Origin of the sequence: Sphingopyxis sp. YF1 (assembly GCF_022701295.1) — a bacterium.
Lineage (GTDB): Bacteria > Pseudomonadota > Alphaproteobacteria > Sphingomonadales > Sphingomonadaceae > Sphingopyxis.
Window position 1 is genome coordinate 575,017 of the sequence record NZ_CP033204.1, and the last position, 21,940, is coordinate 596,956.

At 67.3% G+C, this 21,940-nt stretch carries 16 protein-coding genes; 10 read left to right on the forward strand and 6 right to left on the reverse strand.

Features of this window, described 5'->3' with window-relative positions; translation table 11 throughout:
• The first annotated feature begins 110 nt into the window (after nucleotides 1–110).
• The 10 genes from edd (at nucleotide 111) to EAO27_RS02940 (ending at nucleotide 14,038) form a co-directional block, all read left to right on the forward strand.
• The gene (gene edd / locus EAO27_RS02895; protein WP_242776922.1) at nucleotides 111–2,021 is read left to right on the forward strand and encodes a phosphogluconate dehydratase; all 1,911 of its coding nucleotides are present in this window, start codon (nucleotides 111–113) and stop codon (nucleotides 2,019–2,021) included.
• Nucleotides 2,022–2,126: 105 nt separating this feature from the next.
• Nucleotides 2,127–2,747: a bifunctional 4-hydroxy-2-oxoglutarate aldolase/2-dehydro-3-deoxy-phosphogluconate aldolase gene (eda, locus tag EAO27_RS02900; RefSeq protein ID WP_242776923.1), complete on the forward strand. Its 621-nt coding sequence runs from the start codon at nucleotides 2,127–2,129 to the stop codon at nucleotides 2,745–2,747.
• A 246-nt stretch (nucleotides 2,748–2,993) separates the two neighbouring features.
• The gene (locus EAO27_RS02905) at nucleotides 2,994–4,490 is read left to right on the forward strand and encodes an HAD-IB family hydrolase (RefSeq protein WP_242776925.1); all 1,497 of its coding nucleotides are present in this window, start codon (nucleotides 2,994–2,996) and stop codon (nucleotides 4,488–4,490) included.
• Between the two features lie 3 nt (nucleotides 4,491–4,493).
• On the forward strand, nucleotides 4,494–6,848 hold the full coding sequence (locus EAO27_RS02910; RefSeq protein WP_242776927.1) for a glycerol-3-phosphate 1-O-acyltransferase: 2,355 nt from the start codon (nucleotides 4,494–4,496) through the stop codon (nucleotides 6,846–6,848).
• 146 nt (nucleotides 6,849–6,994) lie between these two features.
• A complete protein-coding gene (locus tag EAO27_RS02915; RefSeq protein ID WP_242776929.1) occupies nucleotides 6,995–8,590 on the forward strand; it encodes a wax ester/triacylglycerol synthase family O-acyltransferase in 1,596 nt (531 codons plus the stop codon).
• A gap of 311 nt (nucleotides 8,591–8,901) precedes the next feature.
• Complete coding sequence (locus EAO27_RS02920; RefSeq protein WP_242776931.1) at nucleotides 8,902–10,350, forward strand: DUF3336 domain-containing protein; 1,449 nt, start codon at nucleotides 8,902–8,904, stop codon at nucleotides 10,348–10,350.
• A 155-nt stretch (nucleotides 10,351–10,505) separates the two neighbouring features.
• Nucleotides 10,506–11,357 carry an alpha/beta hydrolase gene (locus EAO27_RS02925; RefSeq protein WP_242776933.1) on the forward strand — a complete coding sequence of 284 codons (852 nt, stop codon included), beginning with the start codon at nucleotides 10,506–10,508 and terminating at the stop codon, nucleotides 11,355–11,357.
• A gap of 106 nt (nucleotides 11,358–11,463) precedes the next feature.
• The gene (locus tag EAO27_RS02930) at nucleotides 11,464–12,396 is read left to right on the forward strand and encodes an alpha/beta fold hydrolase (RefSeq protein WP_242776935.1); all 933 of its coding nucleotides are present in this window, start codon (nucleotides 11,464–11,466) and stop codon (nucleotides 12,394–12,396) included.
• An 89-nt stretch (nucleotides 12,397–12,485) separates the two neighbouring features.
• Nucleotides 12,486–13,487, forward strand: coding sequence for an NAD(P)H-dependent glycerol-3-phosphate dehydrogenase (locus tag EAO27_RS02935; RefSeq protein WP_242776937.1), 1,002 nt, complete (start codon nucleotides 12,486–12,488; stop codon nucleotides 13,485–13,487).
• Nucleotides 13,488–13,702: 215 nt separating this feature from the next.
• Nucleotides 13,703–14,038: a hypothetical protein gene (locus EAO27_RS02940; RefSeq protein WP_242776939.1), complete on the forward strand. Its 336-nt coding sequence runs from the start codon at nucleotides 13,703–13,705 to the stop codon at nucleotides 14,036–14,038.
• Nucleotides 14,039–14,554: 516 nt separating this feature from the next.
• Here EAO27_RS02940 and EAO27_RS02945 read toward each other — a convergent pair.
• From EAO27_RS02945 to EAO27_RS02970, 6 genes are all read right to left on the reverse strand, one after another.
• Nucleotides 14,555–15,706, reverse strand: a complete 1,152-nt coding sequence (locus EAO27_RS02945; protein WP_242780410.1) for an acyl-CoA dehydrogenase family protein — start codon at nucleotides 15,704–15,706, stop codon at nucleotides 14,555–14,557.
• Nucleotides 15,706–16,917, reverse strand: coding sequence for an acetyl-CoA C-acetyltransferase (locus tag EAO27_RS02950; RefSeq protein ID WP_242776941.1), 1,212 nt, complete (start codon nucleotides 16,915–16,917; stop codon nucleotides 15,706–15,708). Before EAO27_RS02950 ends, EAO27_RS02945 begins: the two co-directional genes overlap by 1 nt.
• Complete coding sequence (locus EAO27_RS02955) at nucleotides 16,914–18,119, reverse strand: CoA transferase (RefSeq protein ID WP_242776943.1); 1,206 nt, start codon at nucleotides 18,117–18,119, stop codon at nucleotides 16,914–16,916. Before EAO27_RS02955 ends, EAO27_RS02950 begins: the two co-directional genes overlap by 4 nt.
• A gap of 97 nt (nucleotides 18,120–18,216) precedes the next feature.
• Entirely contained in the window at nucleotides 18,217–19,422 is a 1,206-nt protein-coding gene (locus EAO27_RS02960) for an acetyl-CoA acetyltransferase (RefSeq protein ID WP_242776945.1), read from the reverse strand.
• Nucleotides 19,423–19,612: 190 nt separating this feature from the next.
• Nucleotides 19,613–21,052: a 3-oxoacyl-[acyl-carrier-protein] synthase III C-terminal domain-containing protein gene (locus EAO27_RS02965; protein ID WP_242776947.1), complete on the reverse strand. Its 1,440-nt coding sequence runs from the start codon at nucleotides 21,050–21,052 to the stop codon at nucleotides 19,613–19,615.
• Nucleotides 21,049–21,885, reverse strand: coding sequence for a MaoC family dehydratase (locus EAO27_RS02970; RefSeq protein WP_242776949.1), 837 nt, complete (start codon nucleotides 21,883–21,885; stop codon nucleotides 21,049–21,051). Before EAO27_RS02970 ends, EAO27_RS02965 begins: the two co-directional genes overlap by 4 nt.
• Nucleotides 21,886–21,940 lie beyond the last annotated feature (55 nt).

The window sequence follows — 21,940 nt, forward strand, 5'->3', positions numbered from 1 at the left end:
CCCGAAACAAAACTCCGCTCGCCCTGAGCCTGTCGAAGGGCCGTCCTTTCCTTCGGGCGTCGCAAGGAAGAACCGTCCTTCGACAAGCTCAGGACAAACGGTTTTGATTTATGACTGACCTCCACCCCACCATCGCCGCCGTCACCGACCGGATCATCGCCCGCAGCGCGCCGCGCCGCGCCGCCTATCTGGGCCTCATGGAGCGCCAGCGCGCGGCGGGCACCAATCGCGGCAACCTGTCGTGCGGCAATCTCGCGCACGGTTTCGCCGCATCGGGCGAGGACAAGCCCGCGATCCGCGCCGGCGCGACGATGAACATCGGCATCGTCACCGCCTACAACGACATGCTCTCGGCGCATCAACCCTATGGCCGCTATCCCGAGCAGATCAAGCTGTTCGCGCGCGAGGCCGGCGCCACGGCGCAGGTCGCGGGGGGCGTGCCCGCGATGTGCGACGGCGTGACGCAGGGGCAGGCGGGCATGGACCTGTCGCTGTTCAGCCGCGACACTATCGCACAGGGCACCGCGATCGCGCTCAGCCACGCGATGTTCGAGGGCGCGCTCCTGCTCGGCATCTGCGACAAGATCGTCCCCGGCCTGCTCATCGGCGCGCTGCGTTTCGGTCACCTGCCGACGATCCTCGTTCCCGCCGGGCCGATGCCCTCGGGACTCGCGAACAAGGAAAAGCAGCGCGTCCGCCAGCTCTATGCGGAAGGCAAGGCGAGCCGCGACGAGCTGCTCGAGGCCGAGGCCGCTTCCTATCACGGCGCGGGGACCTGCACCTTCTACGGCACCGCGAACAGCAACCAGATGATGATGGAACTGATGGGGCTGCACATCCCCGGCAGCGCCTTCGTCAATCCGGGTACGAAGCTCCGCCAGGAATTGACGCGCGCCGCGACGCACCGGCTCGCGCGGATCGGCTGGGACGGCGACGATTATCGCCCGCTGGCGCGCTGCATCGACGAAAAGGCGATCGTCAACGCGTGCATCGGCCTGCTCGCGACCGGCGGTTCGACCAACCATGCGATCCACCTGCCCGCGATTGCGCGCGCGGCGGGGATCGTCATCGACTGGCAGGACTTCGACGAACTGAGCCACGTCGTGCCGCTGCTCGCGCGCGTCTATCCGAACGGCGCGGGCGACGTGAACCACTTCCACGCTGCCGGCGGCATCGGTTTCGTCGTGCGCGAACTGCTCGCGGCCGGGCTGCTTCACGGGGACATACTCACCGTCGGCGGGACGATGGCCGATTATGGCTATGAGCCGGTCCTTGAAGATGTGATCCCCGGCGAAAGCCGGGGCCCGGTTGCAACGTCCGACGATGGATCCCGGCTTTCGCCGGGGATCACGTCGCTCGCATGGCGGCCCGCCCCCGAATTCTCGCGCGACGACACGATGCTGCGCCCCGTCGCGGCGCCCTTCTCGCCCGACGGCGGCATGCGGCTGCTCGCGGGCAATCTCGGCCGCGCGATCATCAAGACCAGCGCGGTCGCCGAGGATCGCTGGACGATCGAGGCGCCGTGCCGGATCTTCGACGACCAGGACCAGGTGCTCGCTGCCTTCAAGGCGGGCGAACTCGAACGCGACGTGATCGTCGTCGTGCGCTTTCAGGGGCCGCGCGCCAACGGCATGCCCGAACTCCACAAGCTCACCCCCGCGCTCGGCGTGCTCCAGGACCGCGGCTTCCGCGTCGCGCTGCTCACCGACGGCCGCATGTCGGGCGCCAGCGGCAAGGTGCCCGCGGTGATCCACCTGTCGCCCGAGGCGCTGCCCGGCGCGGACGGGGTGAGCGGCCCGCTCGCCCTGCTTGCCGACGGCGACGTCGTCCGCGTCTGTGCGGTGAAGGGCGAGGTGCTGGCGCTGGTCGATCCGGTGATCTGGTCGGCCCGCAGCCCCGCCGCGCCGCCGCCGCCCGCGCTCGGCGTCGGCCGCGAACTCTTCGCACTGTTCCGTCACCACGCCGACGAAGCCGAAAAGGGCGGTTCGGCGATGCTCGCGGCGATGGAAACGGTCATCTAAATCCAAAGCCCGTTTGTCCTGAGCTTGTCGAAGGACCGCTCTTCCTTTTCAACGGGTCAAAGAAAGAACAGCCCTTCGACAAGCTCAGGGCGAACGGAGTAGAAAATGTCGGATTCAGGTATCGAACAGATCATGCGCCTCGCGCCGGTCATCCCGGTGATCGTCATCGACCGCGTCGAGGATGCGGTGCCGATGGCCGAGGCGCTCGTCGCGGGCGGGCTGCCCGTGCTCGAAGTGACGCTGCGCACCCCCGCGGCGCTCGATGCGATGAAGGCGATGAAACAGGTCAGCGGCGCCGTCGTCGGCGCGGGCACCGTGCTCAACCAGCGCCTGCTGGGCGACGCGCTGAAGGCGGGCGCCGAATTCATCGTCTCGCCCGGCCTGACCGACAGCCTCGGCGAAGCCGCGGTCAGCGCGGGCATCCCCTTCCTGCCGGGGGTCGCCAACGCGTCGAACATCATGACCGGGCTCGATATCGGGCTCGACAGCTTCAAATTCTTCCCCGCGTCGACCAGCGGCGGCGTGGCCGCGCTCAAGGCGCTGGCGGGGCCCTTCGGCGGGGTCAACTTCTGCCCGACCGGCGGCATCACCGCCGCGACCGCGCCCGAATGGCTCGCACTGGGGCCGGTATTGTGCGTCGGCGGCAGCTGGGTGGTGCCGCCGGGGCCGCTCGACCCAGTGAAGATTGAAGCCCTCGCCAGAGAGGCCGCTGCGCTCAAACCCTGAGGGTCATCGTGGCGAAGGCCGGATTCCGCCGGTGCGAATGGAGGCTCGGGAGAAAACCCGGCCTTCGCCGGGACGACCAAACGAGAAGCAAGCCGCGCTTTCGGCCCATTGATTAACCCCATCTTACCTGCCATCGTACAGGGACAAGGCGGTATTCGAAGCCGCTGGTGGGGAGGATGCGTGCCGAGACCGCAACCGCATTTGGAAGAAGTCCTGGCGTCGGAGCCGGGGCCGCATATCGCAGCATTGTTCGATTTCGACGGCACGATCATTTCGGGCTATTCGGCGACCGCGATGCTGCGCGAAAAATTCCAGCGCCGCGAAATGTCGGTCGAGGAGATTGCGGAGACCGCGCAGGTCCTCGCGCAGCACAGCCTCGGCAGCATCGGTTTTTCGGGGCTGATGTCCGCCGCCGCCAAATTCATGAAGGGGGTCGAGGAAGAGAGCTTCACCCAGTTCGGCGAGGAGCTCTACAAAAAGCATATCGCGCGCAAGATCTATCCCGAAACGCGCGCGATCATCGAGGCGCATCAGGCGAAGGGTCACCGCGTCGCGATCATCTCCTCGGCGACGATCTACCAGATCGAACCGACCGCGCGCGACCTCGGCATCGCCGACATCAAATGCTCGGCCTACGAGATCGAGGATGGGGTTTTCACCGGCGAGATCGTCCGCCCGCTCTGCTTCGGCGAGGGCAAGGTGCTCGCGGCCGAGGAACTGGCGGAGGAGTATGGCCTCGATCTCGACAACAGCTTTTTCTATTCCGACAGCGACGACGATATCGAACTGCTCGAACGCGTCGGCCATCCGCGCCCGCTCAATCCGAACATGAAACTGAAGGCGATCGCCGACGAGCGGAACTGGCCGGTGCAGCGTTTCGCGAGCCGCGGTACGCCGTCGTGGATCGACTATACCCGCACCATCTACGCGACCGGCTCGCTCGTCGGCGCCTTCGCCGCCGGCCTCCCGATCTGGGCGCTCACCCGCTCGCAGCGCGAGGCGGTCAATTTCTCGATGGGGCTGTTCGGCGATTTCGCGACCGCGATCACCGGCGTCGAGCTCGAGGTCGAGGACGAGCGCCACCTCTGGTCGTCGCGCCCCTGCGTCTTCATCTTCAACCACCAGAGCAAGGCCGACGTGATGATCCTCGCCAAGCTCATCCGCCGCGACATGGGCGGGGTGGGCAAGAAGGAAATCAAGGACATCCCCGTCCTCGGCAAGCTGATGGAGTGGGGCGGCACGGTCTTCGTCGACCGCGCCGACGGCAAGAGCGCGATCAAGGCGATGGAGCCCTTGGTCGATGCGATCCAAAAGGACGGCAAGTCGATCTGCATCGCGCCCGAGGGCACGCGCAGCCTGACCCCGAAGCTCGAACCCTTCAAGAAGGGCGCCTTTCACCTCGCGATGCAGGCCGGCGTCCCGATCGTCCCGATCGTGATCCACAATGCCACCGACGTCGCGCCCAAGAACGAGTTCGTGATGCGCCCCGCGACGGTGCGCGTCACCGTGCTGCCGCCGGTCGACACGTCGAAATGGAGCGCGAAGACGATGAACGCGCACGTCCGCGACGTCCGCAACATGTTCCTGCGCACGCTGGGGCAGGAGGAAGACGCGGCCGCACCCGCCGCGACATCCGAGCCGGGGACGAAAGCCGCGGCGGCCAGGGCGGCGCCCAAAAAGCCCGCCGCGAAGAAAGCGGCGCCGGCCAGGAAGCCGGCGACGCGCAAGGGAAAGACCGGCTAGACGGTGGCCGACGGTACGCCCCGCACCCCGATCCTCGCGGAGCAGGCGGCCGACCGGCTCTATATCATCGACGCGCGCAACGGGGTCGAACGGCGGCTCCTGCTCGACTGGGTCCACGCGACCGCGGGCGCTCTCGGCGGCGATGGCGCCCCCGAATGGACCAGCCTCGACATCGAGGACGGCGACCATGCGCTGCCGGTCGAGGCGCTGCAGGCGCGGCTCGACGGGTCGCCGTCGCGGCAGGTTGTGCCGCTGCGCGTCGCGTGGCGCATCCCCGGTTTCGACAAGGGCCGCGCGCTCAAGTTCCGCCATCTCGTCTTCGGCGATCCGCGCAACCCGGGGCCGCTCCGGTCGCGGCTGATCCTGCTGCGCGACCGGCGGCGCGCGCAGATCCTGGTCGGCGAGGCGGCTTCGCTCGACGCGCTGCGCACGCGTTTTTGCGCGCAGACCGGTGGCGGCGACGGCGAGGGGACCGACAGCCCCGAATTTGCCGGTTTCGTCGCGCGGCAGGCGGCGCTCGCGCTCGATGTTGCCGAACGCGGCATCCGCGGGACGCGGTACAAGGTGCCGCGCTTTGTCGCCGACGGCCTGCGCACCAGCCCCAAATTCCGCGCCGCGCTCGCCGATCTCGCCGCGACGCTCGGCCGCCCGGTCGCCGATCTCTACCGCGAGGCGCGGCCGCTGATGAAGGAGGTCATCGCGACCCCCAGCGCGCTCTTCCTCGACCTGCGCGCGCGGCTCGATCGCATGATGTTCGGCGGCTATGCGCCCGACATGGAGGTCGATGCGGCCGAACTCGCCAGACTTCGCTCGATCCTGCGCGAACATCCCACCGCGATCCTCTTCACCCACAAGACCTATATCGACGGCGCCACGCCCAGCCGCCTCGCCTATGAAAACGATCTGCCGATGCTGCACAGCTTCGGCGGCGCCAACCTCGACTTCGCGGTGATGGGCACTTTCTTCCGCCGCTCGGGCATGATCTTCATCCGCCGCAGCTTCCAGGACCAGCCGGTCTACAAGCTCGTGCTGCGCCACTATATCGCCTGGCTGCTCGCCAAGCGGTTTCCGCTGAGCTGGGCGTTCGAAGGGACGCGCTCGCGGCTCGGCAAGCTGATGCCGCCCAAATATGGCCTGATGAAATATGTCCTCGACGCCGCGCATGCGACGGGGACGCAGGACGTGCATTTCGTGCCCTTCGTGACCAGCTTCGACCTGATCCGCGATGTCGAGGAATATGCCGCCGAACAGACCGGCCGCACCAAGAAACCCGAAAGCCTGAGCTGGTTTCTCGGCTATATGAAAAGCCTCAAGCAACCCTCGGGCCGCATCCGGCTCGACATCGGCGATCCGGTGGTGATCGAGCGCGCGCCGGCGCCCGACGACCGGCGCGCGCTCGAACGGATCGCCTTTGCCGTCGCGGTCGAGGCGAACCGCGTCACCCCGCTCACCGTCACCTCGGTGATGTGCCTGATCCTGCTCGGCCTCGCGCCGCGCGGCGCCACCGCCGCCGAACTGCTCGCGGCGATCGGCGCGGTGACCGACTGGGCGCGCGTGCGCGGCATCCGGCTCAGCAAGGACCTCGAAAGCGGCGACGACGCGGCCTTCGCGGCCACGGTCGACACGCTCGTCGCGAGCGGGCTGCTCACGCGCTACACGGCGGGCAGCGAGATCATCTATTCGATCGAACCCGCGCATCACCCGATGGCGAGCTACTACCGCAACATCATCGCGCATCATTTCCTCGATCGCGCGATGATCGAGCTCGCGCTGTTCGAACTGCGCGACGCCGACAGCGGCGACGCGACCGCCGCCTTCTGGGCCAAGGTCGATCGCCTCCGCGACCTGTTCAAATTCGAATTCTTCTATCCGCCGCGCGACGAGCATCGTGCGGCGATCGAGGCCGAGCTGGCGCGCATCGACCCGGTGTGGGACCGCCGCCTCGCCAGCGGCGACCGCGGCGTCGCGCAGCTCCTCCGTCGCTGCCAGCCGGTGGTCGGCCACGCGATCCTGCTGCCCTTCGCCGAAGCCTATTCGGTCGTCGCCGACCTGCTCGCGCGCGCAAAACCCGGCGACGCGGTCGATCCGAAGGCCCTGCTCGACAGCGCGCTGGTCGAGGGGCGCCAGGCCTGGCTGCTGCGCCGGATCAGCAGCGAGGCGGCGATCGGGAAACTGCTCTTCGAAAACGGCCTGTCGCTGATGCGCCACATGGGCCTCGCCGACCCCGCGACCCCCGATATCCTCGCCGCGCGCCGCGCGCTGCTGATGGAATTGCGCGGGCTCGCCAACGTCATGGAGGCGATGCGCCTGTCGACGCTGGCGCTCGCCGACCGGTTGCCGGTGGCGGGCGATGTCTGACGCGCCCGCTCCCTCTTCCGTCATCCCGGCGAAGGGTGTTGGGAGGCACGTGACTCCCAATACGATCTCGCCCTTGCGTATCATTGCCACGGTGAGATCCCGGCCTTCGCCGGGATGACGGTATCAGGTGAAGGATGGAGGATCAGATGCTTAAACAGCTCAGCGCGCAGGACGCCCAGTTCCTCTACACCCAGACCGCGAACAATCTGACGCACATCATGGGGGTCTATATCTACGACCCGTCGACCGCGCCGGGCGGCTTCGTGCGGTTCAAGGACATCATCCGCCACGTCGAAAGCCGCGTCGACACCTCGCCTTTGTTCAAGCGCCGGCTCCACCGCCTGCCGCTCGACATGGACCACCCCTATTGGGTCGAGGACGAGCATTTCGACATCGAGGCGCACATGAGCCACGCGCGGCTGCCCGAGCCCGGCGACTGGCGGCAATTCTGCATCGCGGTGGCGCGCTGGTTCTCGAAGCCGATGGACATGAACCGGCCGCTCTGGGACATCTACGTCATCGAGGGGCTCGACCGTATCCCCGGCATTCCGCCCGGCAGCTTCGCGATGCTCCACCGCGTCCACCACGCCGCGGTCGACGGCGCGTCGGGCGCGCATGCCTTCATCGCGATGAGCGACATCGACGCCCGGGGCACGCCGGCGATTCCCGAACCGCCGCCCGCCGAGGAGCTGGGCCGCGCGCCGTCGAGCGCCGAGGTCGCGACGCGCGCCTGGTCGGCCTCGATGCAGTCGCCGGTCAAGTTCATGAACGCGCTGCTCAAGATTTCGCCCGCGCTGATGAGCGCGGCGCGCAAGTCGATGCTCAGCGAGGGCGGGATGACCGCGGGGGTCCCCGAAACGCGCTTCAACGTCCCCGTCGGCCCGCACAAGATGTTCGACGGCACGACCGTCGCGCTCACCGACGTTGCGGCGATCCGCAAGAAGGTGCCCGGCGCGACGGTCAACGACGTCGTGCTGACGACGGTCGGCGGCGCGCTGCGCAAATATCTCGCGAAGCACAAGGAACTGCCGAAAGAGAGCCTCGTCGCGGTCGCCCCGATCAATCTGCGCGGCAAGGGCGGGAAGGCGGCGACCCCCGGCAATCAGGTGTCGGCGATGAGCGTGCCGGTGCGCACCGACATCGCGGGGCCGCTCGAACGCCTCGCGGCGATCCGCGACTATACGGTCGAGGCGAAGGAAGCCAAGGCGGGGGTCAGCGCGCGCATCATGACCGACCTGTCGCAGCATATCCCCGGCGCGACGATGGCGGCGGTGGCGCGGCTGCTCACCAGCGAACGCTTCGCGGTGCGCGGCACCAACCTCTTCATCTCGAACGTGCCGGGGGCGCAGGTGCCGCTCTATCTGGCGGGGGCCCAGCTCGTTCAGCAATATGGCATGGCGCCGCTCGCGAACAATATGGGGCTGTTCGTCGCGACCCCCAGCTACAACGGCCGCATCGCCTTTTCGATCATCTGCGAACGCGCGATCATGCCCGACATCGCCTTTTTCCGGCAATGCATCGACGACAGTTTCGCCGATCTGATGGCGGCCGAGCCCAAGCCCGAAACGCCCCCCGAGCCGCCGAAAACCGCTACGGCAAAGCCAAAGGCCGGACCCAAGACTGCGCCGAAGACCAAGGCGAAGCCCAAAACTGCCCCAAAACCGGCAGTAAGGCCTGCAGCAAAGTCAAAAGCGACGGCAAAGGGCAAGAAGAAGCCCTCTTCTTCGTCATCCCGGACTTGATCCGGGTTCCATTCCCGCAACGCCCGAATCATGGACCCTGAAACAAGTTGGCGCTCAACCCCTCGGCATCCGTCGCCCCTTTATCGTCATTGCGAGGAGCGGAGCGACGAAGCAATCTCCAGCCATCGGCAAGGCAGGGCGATGGCTGGAGATTGCTTCGCTTCGCTCGCAATGACGCAATACGGATGCGAACGCGATAGGCGCCGACCAAGTCCGGGATGGCGAGGGTGGAAAGCTTCACGTCAAAACAGTTGCCAAAGACAACGCAACCCGCAAGAATCGCTGAAAATGAAACGATGCAGGACGACTAGATGCTTTTCACCCCGACGCTCAGCGCCGACCGCGATCTCGTGACCGCGCCCGACTATGCCGCCTGGTCCAAGGCGGCGCGCGAGCATGATCGCAAATCGGGCATGCAGGCGTGGCGCGACGCCGACGAAAGCAAGCATTTCGACTATAAGGCGATCCGCGCCCGGCTCGAACGGCTGCGCAAGCTGTCGGCGGCGGGTGACGTCAAGGGGCTGCTCTTCGTGCTCAACGAGGGCATCCACGGCAATATCGACGGCATGGGGCACGAACGGCTGTACCAGAAGGCGCGCTTCGGCACCAAGATCCTGATCGAGGCCTATGTCGCCGAAGTCGTCGCCGCGCTCGACAGGATCGCGGCGGCGCGCAGCATCGGGCGCGAGGAAAAGCGCGATTTCTTCCGCCGTGCGCAGCATTGCTACGGCCGCTCGGCGCTGCTGCTGTCGGGGTCGGGCAGCTTCCTCTTCTTCCATGTCGGGGTGGTCAAGGCTTTGTGGGAAGAGGGGGTTCTGCCCGCGATCCTCTCGGGCGCCAGCGGCGGGTCGATCGTCGCGGCGATGGTGTGCACGCGCGCCGACCGCGACATCGGCGCCTATCTCGACAAGCGCAAGCTCGCCAATCCGGCGGTCGAACGCGACTATCGCCGCCTCGCGGCCGCCGACGTCGCCGACCGGCTTGCCGAACTCATCCCCGACCTGACCTTCCAGGAGGCCTATGAGCTGTCGGGACGCCACCTCAACGTGTCGGTCGCGCCCGCCGAAAAACACCAGAACGGCCGCCTGCTCAATGCGATCACCGCGCCCAATGTGCTGATCCGCGAGGCGGTGGCGGCGTCGTGCGCGGTGCCCGGCGTGTTCCCGCCGGTGATGCTGATGGCGCGCGACGACGACGGCCGGCGCGTTCCCTACCAGCCCGACCGGCGCTGGGTCGACGGGTCGGTGACGCACGACATCCCGACCAAGCGGCTCGAACGCCTCTATGGCGTCAACCATCACATCGTCAGCCAGGCGAACCCGCTCGCGCTGCCCTTCGCGACCGACACGCGCAAGCAGATGGCGCCGATCGAGGCCATTCAGCACGCGTCGATGACCACCTTCAAGGCGTGGCTCAACGCCAATATGGTGATCTTCCAGAAACCGCTCGAGATGATCCCGCCGCTCAACAGCGTCGCCAATCTGGCGCGGTCGGTGATCAACCAGGAATATACCGGCGACATCAACATCATCCGCCCGCCCAAATTCTGGTCGCCGACCAAGATCTTGTCGGACCTGGCGCAGGAGGATATCGACGAGCTGATCGACACCGGCCAGCGCACCGCGTGGCCCAAGGTCGAAATGGTGCGCACCCAGACCGCGATCAGCCGCGCGCTCGAGGGGCTTCTCGCCCGGATCGACAAGGCGGGCGACGACGGCCCTGGCCACCGCAGCGCCGCGCTCAAGAAAGCGGTGCGATAGCGCCATGCGCCAAGGCTTCGAACGACCTTCTGTTCCGTTCGTGCTGAGCTTGTCGGGCCGGAGGCGACCGCAGGTCTCCCACCGTCCTTCTTTCGGCGACGTTGAAAGAAAGAACGGCCCTTCGACAAGCTCAGCACGAACGGTGGGGATTTGATATGGCAAACGGTGCAGTGATCCTGCCCGCCGGCTCGGCCGGCGCGGGGGCCCGGCTCCACACCACCCGCTGGCTTCCGGCAGGATCGCCGAAAGCGGTCGTGCTGCTCGCGCACGGCTATGCCGAACATGCGGGGCGTTACGCCCATGTCGCCCGGCGGCTGACCGATGCCGGCTATGCGGTCTATGCGATCGACCATTGGGGCCACGGCCGCTCCGACGGCACGCCGGGGTTCGTGCCGCGTTTTTCGGCCTTCACCGACGGCATGGCCGAACTGCTCGCGCTCGTCGAGATCAACCATCCGGGGGTGCCGCGGCTGCTGCTCGGCCACAGCATGGGCGGACTGATCGCGACCCTGTTCCTGATCGCGCGGCAGGATGCCTTCGCCGCCGCGGCGCTGTCGGGGCCGGCGATCGTCCCCGCCGCGCCGCCGTCGCGTTTCACCGTCTGGATCAGCCGCTTCCTGTCGCGCTTCTTCCCGCGGCTCGGCGTGCTCGCGCTCGACGCGAACGGGGTCAGCCGCGATCCCGCGGTGGTCGCCGCCTATCTGGCCGATCCGCTCGTCTACACGGGCAAGATCGGCGCGCGGCTCGGCAAGGAATTCATGGACGCGATGGCGGCGGCGCAGGCCGGGGCGCCGGCGATCCGCCTGCCGATCCTGCTCCAGCACGGCGAAGCCGACAGCCTCGCCGCGGCCGACGGCTCGCGCTATCTGTTCGACCATGTCGCCTCGGCCGACAAGAGGCTCCTGATCTATCCCGGCCTGTTCCACGAAATCTACAACGAACCCGAACAGGATGCGGTGCAGGGCGATCTGATCGGCTGGTTCGATGCGCATGTTGCCCGGCAATAGGCCAACCCCAAATCCCGTTCGTGTCGAGCGAAGTCGAGACACCTCGACCTCTCAGCGTGCCTCGACTTCGCTCGATACGAACGGATTGAGAGGACAGTTTTAAGTCATGAAATTCCTTCTCATCCTGCTCGTCGCGCCGCTGATCGCGCTCGCGCTGCTCTATTTCCTCTTCCCCGGCCGCCTCGTCGCCTTCGGGCGCTGGGGCTTACGCAAGCGCGGCGGCATGGTGCAGAAGAGCGTCACCGTCGACGGCCGTGTCTGGCCCTATCTCGAGGGCGGCGATCCGGCGAAGCCGCTGCTGCTGCTCGTCCACGGTTTCGCGGGCGACAAGGACAACTGGTCGATGATCGCGCCGTATCTGACGCGCGACTATCATGTCATCGCGCCCGATCTTCCGGGCTTCGGCGAGAATGAGCGCAACCCCGCGCTCGCCTACGACATCGCCGCGCAGACCGCGCGGCTCAAGGCCTTCGCCGACGCGCTGGGGCTGCAACGTCCGCACCTCGCCGGCAACAGCATGGGCGGCTGGATCGCGCTGCGCTATGCGCTCGACTACCCCGATGCCCTCGCCAGCCTGACCTTGCTCAACAACGCCGGGGTCAATGGCGCCAACGAAAGCGACCTTCAGAAACAGGCGGCGAACGAGGATTACAACCCGCTGGTGCTGGCGAACCTCGAGGATGCCGACCGGCTGGTGGCGATGGTCGTGCACAGACCGCCCTTCATCCCCGCGCGGCTGAAACCCGCACTCTACGGCGACGCGCTCAGATATCGCGACCAGCTCGACCATATCTTCTGGATCATCGCGACCGAGGGGCGCGACCATCCGCTCAACGACCGGCTCGGCGAGGTCAGCGCGCCGACGCTGATCATCTGGGGCCGCCACGACCGGCTGCTCGACGTCAGCTGCGTCCCCGTGCTCGAAGCGGGCATCGCGGACGCTCGATCGCACATCTTCGAACATCTCGGCCACGTCCCGATGGTCGAGGACCCGAAAGCGACCGCCGCGGTGATGAAGGGCTTTCTCGGTCAGCACTGATCCTCCCCATGGCTGCGCCACAGGGAGGATCGTGACCTTGCCAACCACCCATTCCCGCGCCACTCTCCCGCAAAACACGGGAGAGGTTCATGCGGTTGAAGGTGGGGCTGCTCGGCGGGGGCAGTTGGGGAACGACGGTCGCCTCGGTGGTGTCGCGCAACGCGCCGATCACGCTCTGGGCACGCGATGCCGAGACCGTCGAGGACATCAACGCGTCGCGCGAAAACCGCAAATATCTGCCGGGCATCCGGCTGCCCTCGGCGCTCCGCGCGACGGGCGACATGGCGGAGGCGGTGGCGGGCGCCGACGTGCTCGTCATGGGGGTGCCCTCGCACAGCTTTCGCGGCGTGCTTGAGGAAGCGAGGGCGCATCTGCGCCCGTGGGTGCCGGTGATCAGCCTGACCAAGGGGCTCGAACTCGCATCGGGCAAACGCATGACCGAACTGATCGAGGAGGTGCTGCCCGGGCACCCCGTCGGCGTGCTTACCGGCCCGAACCTCGCGCGCGAGATCATGACCGGACAGGCCGCGGCGAGCGTGCTGTCGATGGCGGACGAGATCGTCGTGCGTGCGCTCCAGCCGGTGTTCCACTCGGGCCTCTTCCGCGTCTACACCAACACCGACCTGCTCGGCTGCGAACTCGGCGGGGTGCTCAAGAATATCATAGCGATCGCGGTCGGCATGGGCGACGGGCTCGGGGCGGGGGACAATACGCGCTCGGCGCTGATGACCCGCGGCCTTGCCGAAATCACGCGGCTGGGGGTGGCGATGGGCGGCCGCCCCGAAACCTTTGCCGGGCTGACCGGCATGGGCGACCTGATCGCGACCTGCACCAGCCCGCTGTCGCGCAACCGCCATGTCGGGGTCGAACTCGGCAAGGGGCGCAAGATCGACGAGATCATCGCGGGCATGAACATGGTCGCCGAAGGGGTGAAAAGCGCCCCGACGGTGATCGCGCTCGCCGAAAAGCACGGGCTCGCGATGCCGATCGCACAGGACGTCTACGACGTGACGCAGGGCAAGCGCGACGCACAGGAGGTGTTTCGCGGGCTGCTGCGCTCGTCGGTGGGGGACGAAGCACACCCCGGTTGACCATCAACCCGCAGCCCTGAGCCTGTCGAAGGGCGCCTGTCCGAAAAGCGTCCCTTCGACTGTCTTGCAGGCGCTCGGGACCGTGCTTCTGGACTGATGGGGTGGATTCCACCGCCAGACGTTCTGAATCTCCGCCGAGCCGCGAAGAAATCGCCGCGCTGGCTCGTTCTTGTCCCGGCCCCCGGCAACGGGGCGTGTCAATCAGGAGATGGACGATGAAAAAGTGGACCACCCTCGCTGTTGTTCTGGCGCTTCCCGCCGGGGCTTTCGCCGCGGTCCCCTATGGCTCGATGCCCCCGGGCTTCGACCCGCCGCCGGTCCGCGCGAAGCCGATCGCGGGCGTCTACAACCAATATTGGTACAATTACAAAGCCGACATCCTCGAGGCGGAAAAGGAACTGGTCAGCGACCTGCGCCACGCCACCGACCGCGAGGATCGCTGGGACGCATGGGACGAATGGACCGTCGAAGTGACCGACGCCGACAAGGATTATGTCAAGGAAATGCGCAAGAAAGGCTATCGCACCGGCCGCGTGACGGTCGGCGGATAGACGCGTCGAATCCCCCGGGAGCCTTTCCGGGTCGCAAGGGAAGGGCGGGTGTCCGATGGGCACCCGCCCTTCTTTGCGTCGGGACCGGGCGTCGGCGAGCGACCGAAATACGGCATCGCCTTCATCGTCTGAAAACGACCGGTAGCGGGCAGATTTCCTCCCTGTGGCGAAGCCATGGGGAGGTGGCAGCGCGAAGCGCTGACGGAGGGGCGAAAGACGCGACCTCGCGGCCCCTCCACCACCGCCTGCGGCGGCGGTCCCCCTCCCCATGGCCTACGGCCACAGGGAGGATCGCTAGTGACAGCTTCCCACCCCATTTCTGTCGCTAGTCGCTGTCGCTGGATAGAATGACCGCCAACGACCGGTCCTTGCCGTGCCCCGGCGAAAGCCGGGGCCCAGAGCGGAACTACGCAACGCTGACTTTCTAACGCCCTGGGCCCCGGCTTTCGCCGGGGCACAAACTGAGAGCAAACGTCCGCCCCCCACCCCGAAGCAACCCTTTGGGCGGCGCTCCCCTCAATAGCTCCGCGGCATTCCCAGCACATGCTCCGCGACATAGGACAGGATCATGTTCGTGCTGATCGGCGCGACCTGATAGAGGCGCGTTTCGCGGAACTTGCGTTCGATGTCATATTCGGCGGCGAAGCCGAAACCGCCGTGCGTCTGGATGCACGCCTCGCCCGCCGCCCAGCTTGCCTCGGCGGCAAGCATCTTGGCCATATTGGCCTCGGCCCCCGCATTCTCGCCCGCCTCATATTTGGCGATGCCGTCGTGGACGAGCAGTTCGGCGGCGCGCATCTGGGCATAGGCGCGCGCGATCGGGAATTGCACGCCCTGGTTCTGGCCGATCGGGCGGCCGAAGAGGACGCGTTCCTTCGCGTAGGAGCTGGCCTTTTCGATGAACCATTTCGCATCGCCGATGCATTCGGCGGCGATCAGCAGCCGCTCGGCGTTCATGCCCGACAAGATGTAGCGGAAACCCTTGCCCTCCTCGCCGATCAGGTTCGCGGCGGGGATGCGCATATTGTCGAAGAAGATTTCGGTCGTCGCATGGTTCATCATCGTGTCGATCGGGCGGATCGACAGCGTGCCTGCGGCGAGCGCTTCCTTCATGTCGACGAGGAACACCGACAGCCCTTCGGTACGGCTCGCCGCCTCTTCGCGCGGGGTGGTGCGCGCCAGCAGGATCATCAGGTCGCTATGCTCGGCGCGGCTGGTCCAGAGTTTCTGGCCGTTGACGACATAATGGTCGCCGTCTCGCTTGGCGACGGTCTTCAGGCTCAGCGTGTCGGTGCCGCTCGTCGGTTCGGTGACGCCGAATGCCTGGAGGCGCAGCTCGCCGGTCGCGACCTTGGGCAGGTAGCGAGCCTTCTGCTCCTCCGACCCGTGGCGCAGGACGGTGCCCATCACATACATTTGCGCGTGCACCGCGCCGCCGTTGCAGCCCTGCCGCTGGATCTCCTCGAGGATCGCGGCGGCGGCGGAGAGCGGCAGGCCCGCGCCGCCATATTCCTCGGGGATCAGCGCCGCGAGATAGCCCGCTTCGCCGAGCGCGGCGACGAACTCGCTCGGATATTCGCGCACCTTGTCCTTCGCCTGCCAATAGGGGCCGGGATATTGCGCGCAGAGCTTGGCGACTTCTTCGCGGATGTCCGAATAATCCTGCATCACGCGGCCTCGAAGATCGCGGCGATGCCCTGGCCGCCGCCGATGCACATGGTTTCCAGCCCATAGCGCCCGCCGCGTCGTTGCAGCTCGCGCGTCAGATTGGCGAGGATACGCCCGCCGGTCGCGCCGATCGGGTGGCCGAGCGAGATGCCCGATCCGTTGACGTTGAGCATGGCCATGCGGCTGTCGTCGTCCGACCAGCCCCAGCCCTTGAGGCAGGCGAGCACCTGCGGCGCAAACGCCTCGTTGAGTTCGACGAGGTCGATGTCGCCCCAGCCGAGGCCGTTGCGCGCGAACAGCCGCTCGACCGCCGGAACCGGGCCGATGCCCATGCGGCTCGGGTCGCAGCCCGCCGCCGCCGAGCTGTGATACCAGGCGATGGGGGTGAGGCCGAGTTCGTCGAGCTTGTCCTCGGCGACCACCAAACAAGCCGCCGCGGCGTCATTCTGCTGGCTCGCATTGCCCGCGGTGACCACACCGCCCTCGAGCGGGCGCAGCTTGCCGAGGCTCTCGATCGTGGCGTCGGCGCGATAGCCCTCGTCATGGTCGAAGACGACCGGGTCGCCCTTCCGTTGCGGTACCGTGACCGGCACCAGCTCATCGGCGAACAGCCCCTTCGCCCACGCCGCCGCGGCGTTCTGGTGGCTGCGCACGGCATAGGCGTCGCACGCCTCGCGACTGATATCATAATCCTTGGCCAGATTTTCGGCGGTCTCGATCATGCCGGTGATGACGCCGAAACGCTCGACCGGCTGCGACATCACGCGCCCGCGTGTCAGCCGGTCGTGGAGCGTGAGGTTCCCCGCGCGCACGCCCTTGCGGATGTCGGTGCTGTAATGCTCGACGTTCGACATCGATTCGACCCCGCCCGCGACGACGACGTCGGACATGCCCGTCTGCACCATCATCGCGGCGTTGACGATCGCCTGCAGCCCCGATCCGCAGCGGCGGTCGAGCTGGTAACCCGGCACCTCGATCGGCAGGCCCGCGGCGAGCCACGACCAGTGGCCGATGCACGGGGCCTCGCCATTGCCATAGCCCTGCGAAAAGACGACGTCGTCGACGCGCGCGGGGTCGATCTTGGTGCGCTCGATCAGCGCTTTCAGGATCACGGCGCCGAGGTCGCCCGCGGTCAGGCTCGACAGCGCGCCGCCGAACTTGCCGACGGGGGTGCGGATGGGGGCGACGATGGCGGCGCGGCGAAGGGTCATGTCTTGTCTCCAGTTCCGGCGATGCCGGCGTCGATCAGGCGGGCGATCTCGCCCGACGATAGCGAAAGTCGCTCGGCCAGCACCTCTTCGGTATGCTGGCCGTTGCGCGGGGCGGGGCGGGGCGCCTGGCGATCGAGCTGCGGCACGGTCGCAAAGGCCCCCGCGGCGGGATAGGCAAAGCCGCTGGGGTTTTCCACCGCGCCGAAGATCGGATTGTTCGCCACCAGTTCGGGGTCCTGCGCCGCGTCGAGCATCGTGCGATAGGGCGAATGGACGATCCCGCCCGCGTCGAAGGCAGCGGCAAGGTCGGCATGATCGCGCGCCGCGATCGCCGCCTCGAACAAGGGATAGAGCGCATCCCGATGCTCGAAGCGCAGCCCGTCGTCCTTCGCGAAGGAGACGCCGCGCGCCGCCTCGATGCTCGCGATCGCCTCGCCCAGCCCGAGCGCCGCGATCAGGTTCGCCCATTGCCGCGGGGTCACCACGACGATCATCGTCCGCTCGCCGTCGCGCGTCACGAAGTCGCGCCCGAACAGGCCATAGACCGCATTGCCGAGCCGCGGGCGGTTCGCGCCGCCGTACATCACCTCGGCGATGCCGCCGAGATTGGCGACGGTGCCGATCGCGATATCGGAAAGCGGCAGCCGTACCTCACCGCCTTCGCCGGTCGCGCCGCGCCGCTGGATCGCCGCCATCAGCGCAAAGGCGGCATAGGCGCCGGTCAGCAGGTCCCATGCGGGCAGCACATGGTTGACCGGTTCGGGTCCCGCGCCGGTCAGCATCGGATAACCGACCGCGTTGTTCACCGTATAGTCGAGCGCCGGCGACCCGTCGGCCCAGCCCATCACGCGCACCGTGATCAGGTCGGGACGGCCCTCTGCCAGCACCGCGTGCGACAGGAAGCCGCCGACCGGGAAGTTGGTGACGAACTGACCCGTCGCGCGCACCAGCTGCTGGAGCAACTCGCGTCCCTCGGGCCGGCCGAGGTCGAGCGCGACCGACTTCTTCGCGCGGTTGAGATTCTCCCAATAGAGCGAGTCGTTGTTTTCGGTCACCGGCCAGCGCCGGAAATCGGGCCCGCCGCCGATCTGGTCGACGCGGATCACCTCGGCGCCCATCTGCGCGAGATAGAGGCCCGCGGTCGGCGACGCGACGAAGGACGAGGCCTCGATGACCGACAGGTTGGGGAGGAAATTATACATGCGCTACCCCGTCACCCCAGCGAAAGCTGGGGTCGCAAGAGATGTTGCGCGATGCCGGTAGCGGTCCCAGCGTTCGCTGGGACGACGATATGTCAATTCACGCATCCGCGCGCCCGATGATCGCGATCGACGACACATTCTGGTTCGGCATGCCGCCCAGATTGTGGCTCAGCGCAAAGACCGGACTGTCCTGCCGCTGCCGCTCGCCCGCGCGGCCGAGAATCTGGAGGTAATTCTCATAGATCATGCGCAGCCCCGACGCGCCGATCGGGTGGCCGAAGCATTTCAATCCGCCGTCGATCTGGCACGGGATCGACCCGTCGGCGTCGTAGAAGCCGTCGAGCACGTCGCGCCAGCCTTCGCCTTCCTTCGAGATGTGGAGGTCTTCCATCGTCACCAGCTCGGTGACCGAGAAACAGTCGTGGACCTCGATCAGGCTCAATTGCGCGCGCGGGTCGGTGATCCCCGCCTCGTCATAGGCGCGCGTCGCGGCGACGCGGGTGGTGTGGAAATAGCTGCCGTTCCATCCCTGCGCCTGCATTTCCCAGCCGTTCGACGTCGCGAGTTGCAGCGCCTTGACCGTCACGATGTCGGTCTTGCCGAGCGCGCGCGCGATTTCGGGCGTGGTGACGATCGCGCAGGCGGCGCCGTCGCTGACCCCGCAGCAGTCGAACAGCCCGAGCGGCTCGGCGATCATCGGCGCGTTCAGCACCTGCTCCATCGTCACCGCCTTCTGGAGGTGTGCCTTGGGGTTCTTCGCGCCATTGGCGTGGCTCTTGACCGAAACATGCGCCATCGCGCGCTTGAGGTCGTCGGCGCCGACACCATGGACGCCGCGATAGGCGCTCGCGAGCTGCGCGAAATTGCCCGGCGCCGATCCGGTGATGCCGACCATGTCGTGCGTCGTGCCGCGGGTGCGGACGGGCAGACCGCCATAGCCGGTGTCCTTCAATTTTTCGGCGCCCATCGCGAGCGCGATGTCGCACGCGCCCGATGCGACGGCATAGACCGCGCCGCGAAAGCTTTCGGTGCCGCTCGCGCAATAATTTTCGACCTTGGTGACGCCGATATCGGGCAGGCGCAGCGCGACCGCGAGCGGGATGCCGCTCGGCCCGATATTCTGCGCGTCGAACGCAGCGCCCAGCCAGGCGGCGTCGATCTGGCTCGCCTCGATCCCGGCGTCGGCCATCGCCTCCTCATAGGCCTCGAGCATCAGCTGGTCCTCGTCCTTGTCCCAGCGCTCGCCGAACCTGGCACAGCCCATGCCCAAAATGGCGACCTTGTCGCGGATACCCTTGGCCATCGTCTCGTCTCCACTTCTTTCCCTCTCCCGTCGGGAGAGGGTTGCGAAAGCTTGGCAGCTTGCTGCCTAGCTGAAGCTGGGTGAGGGGATCGCCGCTGGCGGAACAAGAACCGCCGAAACCCTCATCCAACTGCGCCTGGCCGCTTCGCGGCAAGGCTCCGTGTCCTTCTCCCGGCGGGAGAAGGAAAGATCAGAAAGCCGGCGCGGCTTTCCAAAAATACCGCCTGAACCCGCGATTCTCGTCATACGCCTTGATGCGGAACATCATGCGCAGATCGGCGCCGACGTCGAGCGCGCCCGCCGCAAAATCGGTGAACTCGGTCATCATGCGCCCGCCGCCGACAAAGTCGATATTGCCATAATAGCTCGGCGGATCGGGCGAATAGGTGAGCGCGTCGGCGGTCCAGGTCATCACCTTCGCGGGCACCTCGGCGAGCGGATAATCCTCCTGCGTGCCGACCGCATGGTCGTTGGCGTTGACGCTGACCTCGCTCTTCGGGAATTGCACCGTGCCGGTCTTGGTACAGCGCCCGCCGACGAGGCCCAACACCGCCTTGCGGTTGCGCCACAGCGCGGTGAGCGCCGTCTTGCTGTCATGCTCGGCGCGCATCCCGCGGTCGAGCGGCAAGAGCCCGCGGTGGAAGAGATATTTGGCGTAGTTGGTCGATTCGATCCGCCGCGCGAGCCAGCCCGACACGCCGAGCCGCGGCTTCACCGATCCGATGGCGCCGGTGACCTCGAACAGCAGCAGGTCGCAGCCCTGCCCGAAGCTCGCGAGCAGGATGCGCTCGCCGGCCTTTGCCTTTTCGAGCGCCGCCGCCAGCATCACCAGCGCATGCGCCGCGCCGGCATGGCCGAGGTTCGCAGCCAGCGTGTCGGCGACCGCGCCCTCGCCGATACCCGCCTTCTTCGCGAGCATCTCGGGCACACCCTTGACCGCGACGGGGACGAGGAAATGGTCGATCGCCGCAGCGTCGACGCCGGCTTTCTTGAGCAGCGCCGCGATCGCCGGGGTCATGATCCGCGCGAAACCCTCGTCGCGGACCCAGCGCGCTTCCCAGTCATAATCATGCGCTTCGCCCGCCTCGCGGAAATGGTCGACGAAATCGACCGTCACGCTGTGGCTCGCGGCGAGCGTCGCGATCGGCGTGCCGGCGCCGACGAGCACCGCCGCGGCGGCGTCGCCGCTCGTCATCTCGCGCTCGGACGCGGGTTTGGGCGTGGTGATCTCCGCCGCCGTGACCAACGTCGTGTCGCCGCCGCCGAGCGCCGCGAGCAACGCCGACGTCGCCGCGCGCTGCGATCCGGCGATGTCGAGCGCGCCAACCGCGTCGGGCAGGTTCAGCGCTTCCTTGACGATGCCGGCATTCTGGCGGTCGGCAAAGGGCAGGGTGGTCGAGGCGATGACGACGCGCTGCACGGTCGCGCGGTCGATGCCGTCCAATGCATCGCGTGCGGCTTCCACCGCCATGGTGACGCTGTCCTCGTCCCAGTTGGCGACCGCCTTCTCGCCCTTGGCCAGTCCGCGCAGTCCGCCCGCGAACCAGCCGTTGGTCGCATGGATCGCGCTGCGCTGCAGCCGGGTGATCGGCACATAGGCGCCGAACGACAGGATTCCGAAATCGCTCATGCCGTCTCCGCATAACCGTTGGTGAAGATGATCTTGTCGCGCTCGACGACGCGGGCGCGGAAGGCGAGCTTGCCACCTTCCTCGTCCCAGATCGAGGTCTCGATCGTCTCGCCGGGGTAGACCGGCGAGGAGAAGCGCCCATCGAGCCGCTTCAACCGCGCGGGCTCGTTCGCACAGCGCGCGGCGAGCAATGCCCGGCCGATCACGCCATAGGTCGCGAGTCCGTGCAGGATCGGGCCGTCGAAACCCGCGCCCGTCGCAACCGCCGGGTCGATGTGGAGCGGGTTGAGGTCGCCCGACAGGCGATAGATCTGTGCCTGGTTCGCTGCGGTCGCCAGTGTCACGACGTCGTCGGGCGCGCGGTCGGGCAGGGCATGCGGCACCGGCGCACCCTCGCTCGATCCGCCGAAACCGCCGTCGCCGCGCAGGAAAGTCACCGCGCGCGAGGTCGCGAGATGCGTGCCGGCGCCGTCGTGGATCTCGCGCGTCACCAGCGCCAGCGCGCCCTTGTCGGCGCCCTTGTCGAACAGCGCCTCGATCCGCGTCGATCCTATGATCTCTCCCTCGGTTGGCAGGACCGTGTGCAGGATCGTCGACTGTTCGCCGTGCAGCACCTTCTGCCAGGTGGCGCCGAGCGCGGGGTCGCGCCAGATGAAGCCCGGATAACCCAGCGTCACCGCCATCGTCGGCAGCGCTTTCAGCCGTTCCTCGAACAGAAAGTCGAGTTCGGTCGCCCCGATGCCGAGCGCGTAGAGCATCGTGTCGCGCCGCGTGAGGGTCTGCCGCGTGACGATCGGCGGCATCGCGAGGAGGGCGTCGGGATTAATGGGCATCAGCCCATTCCTCTTCGTCACCCTGAACTTGTTTCAGGGTCCATGGCCTGAGGTC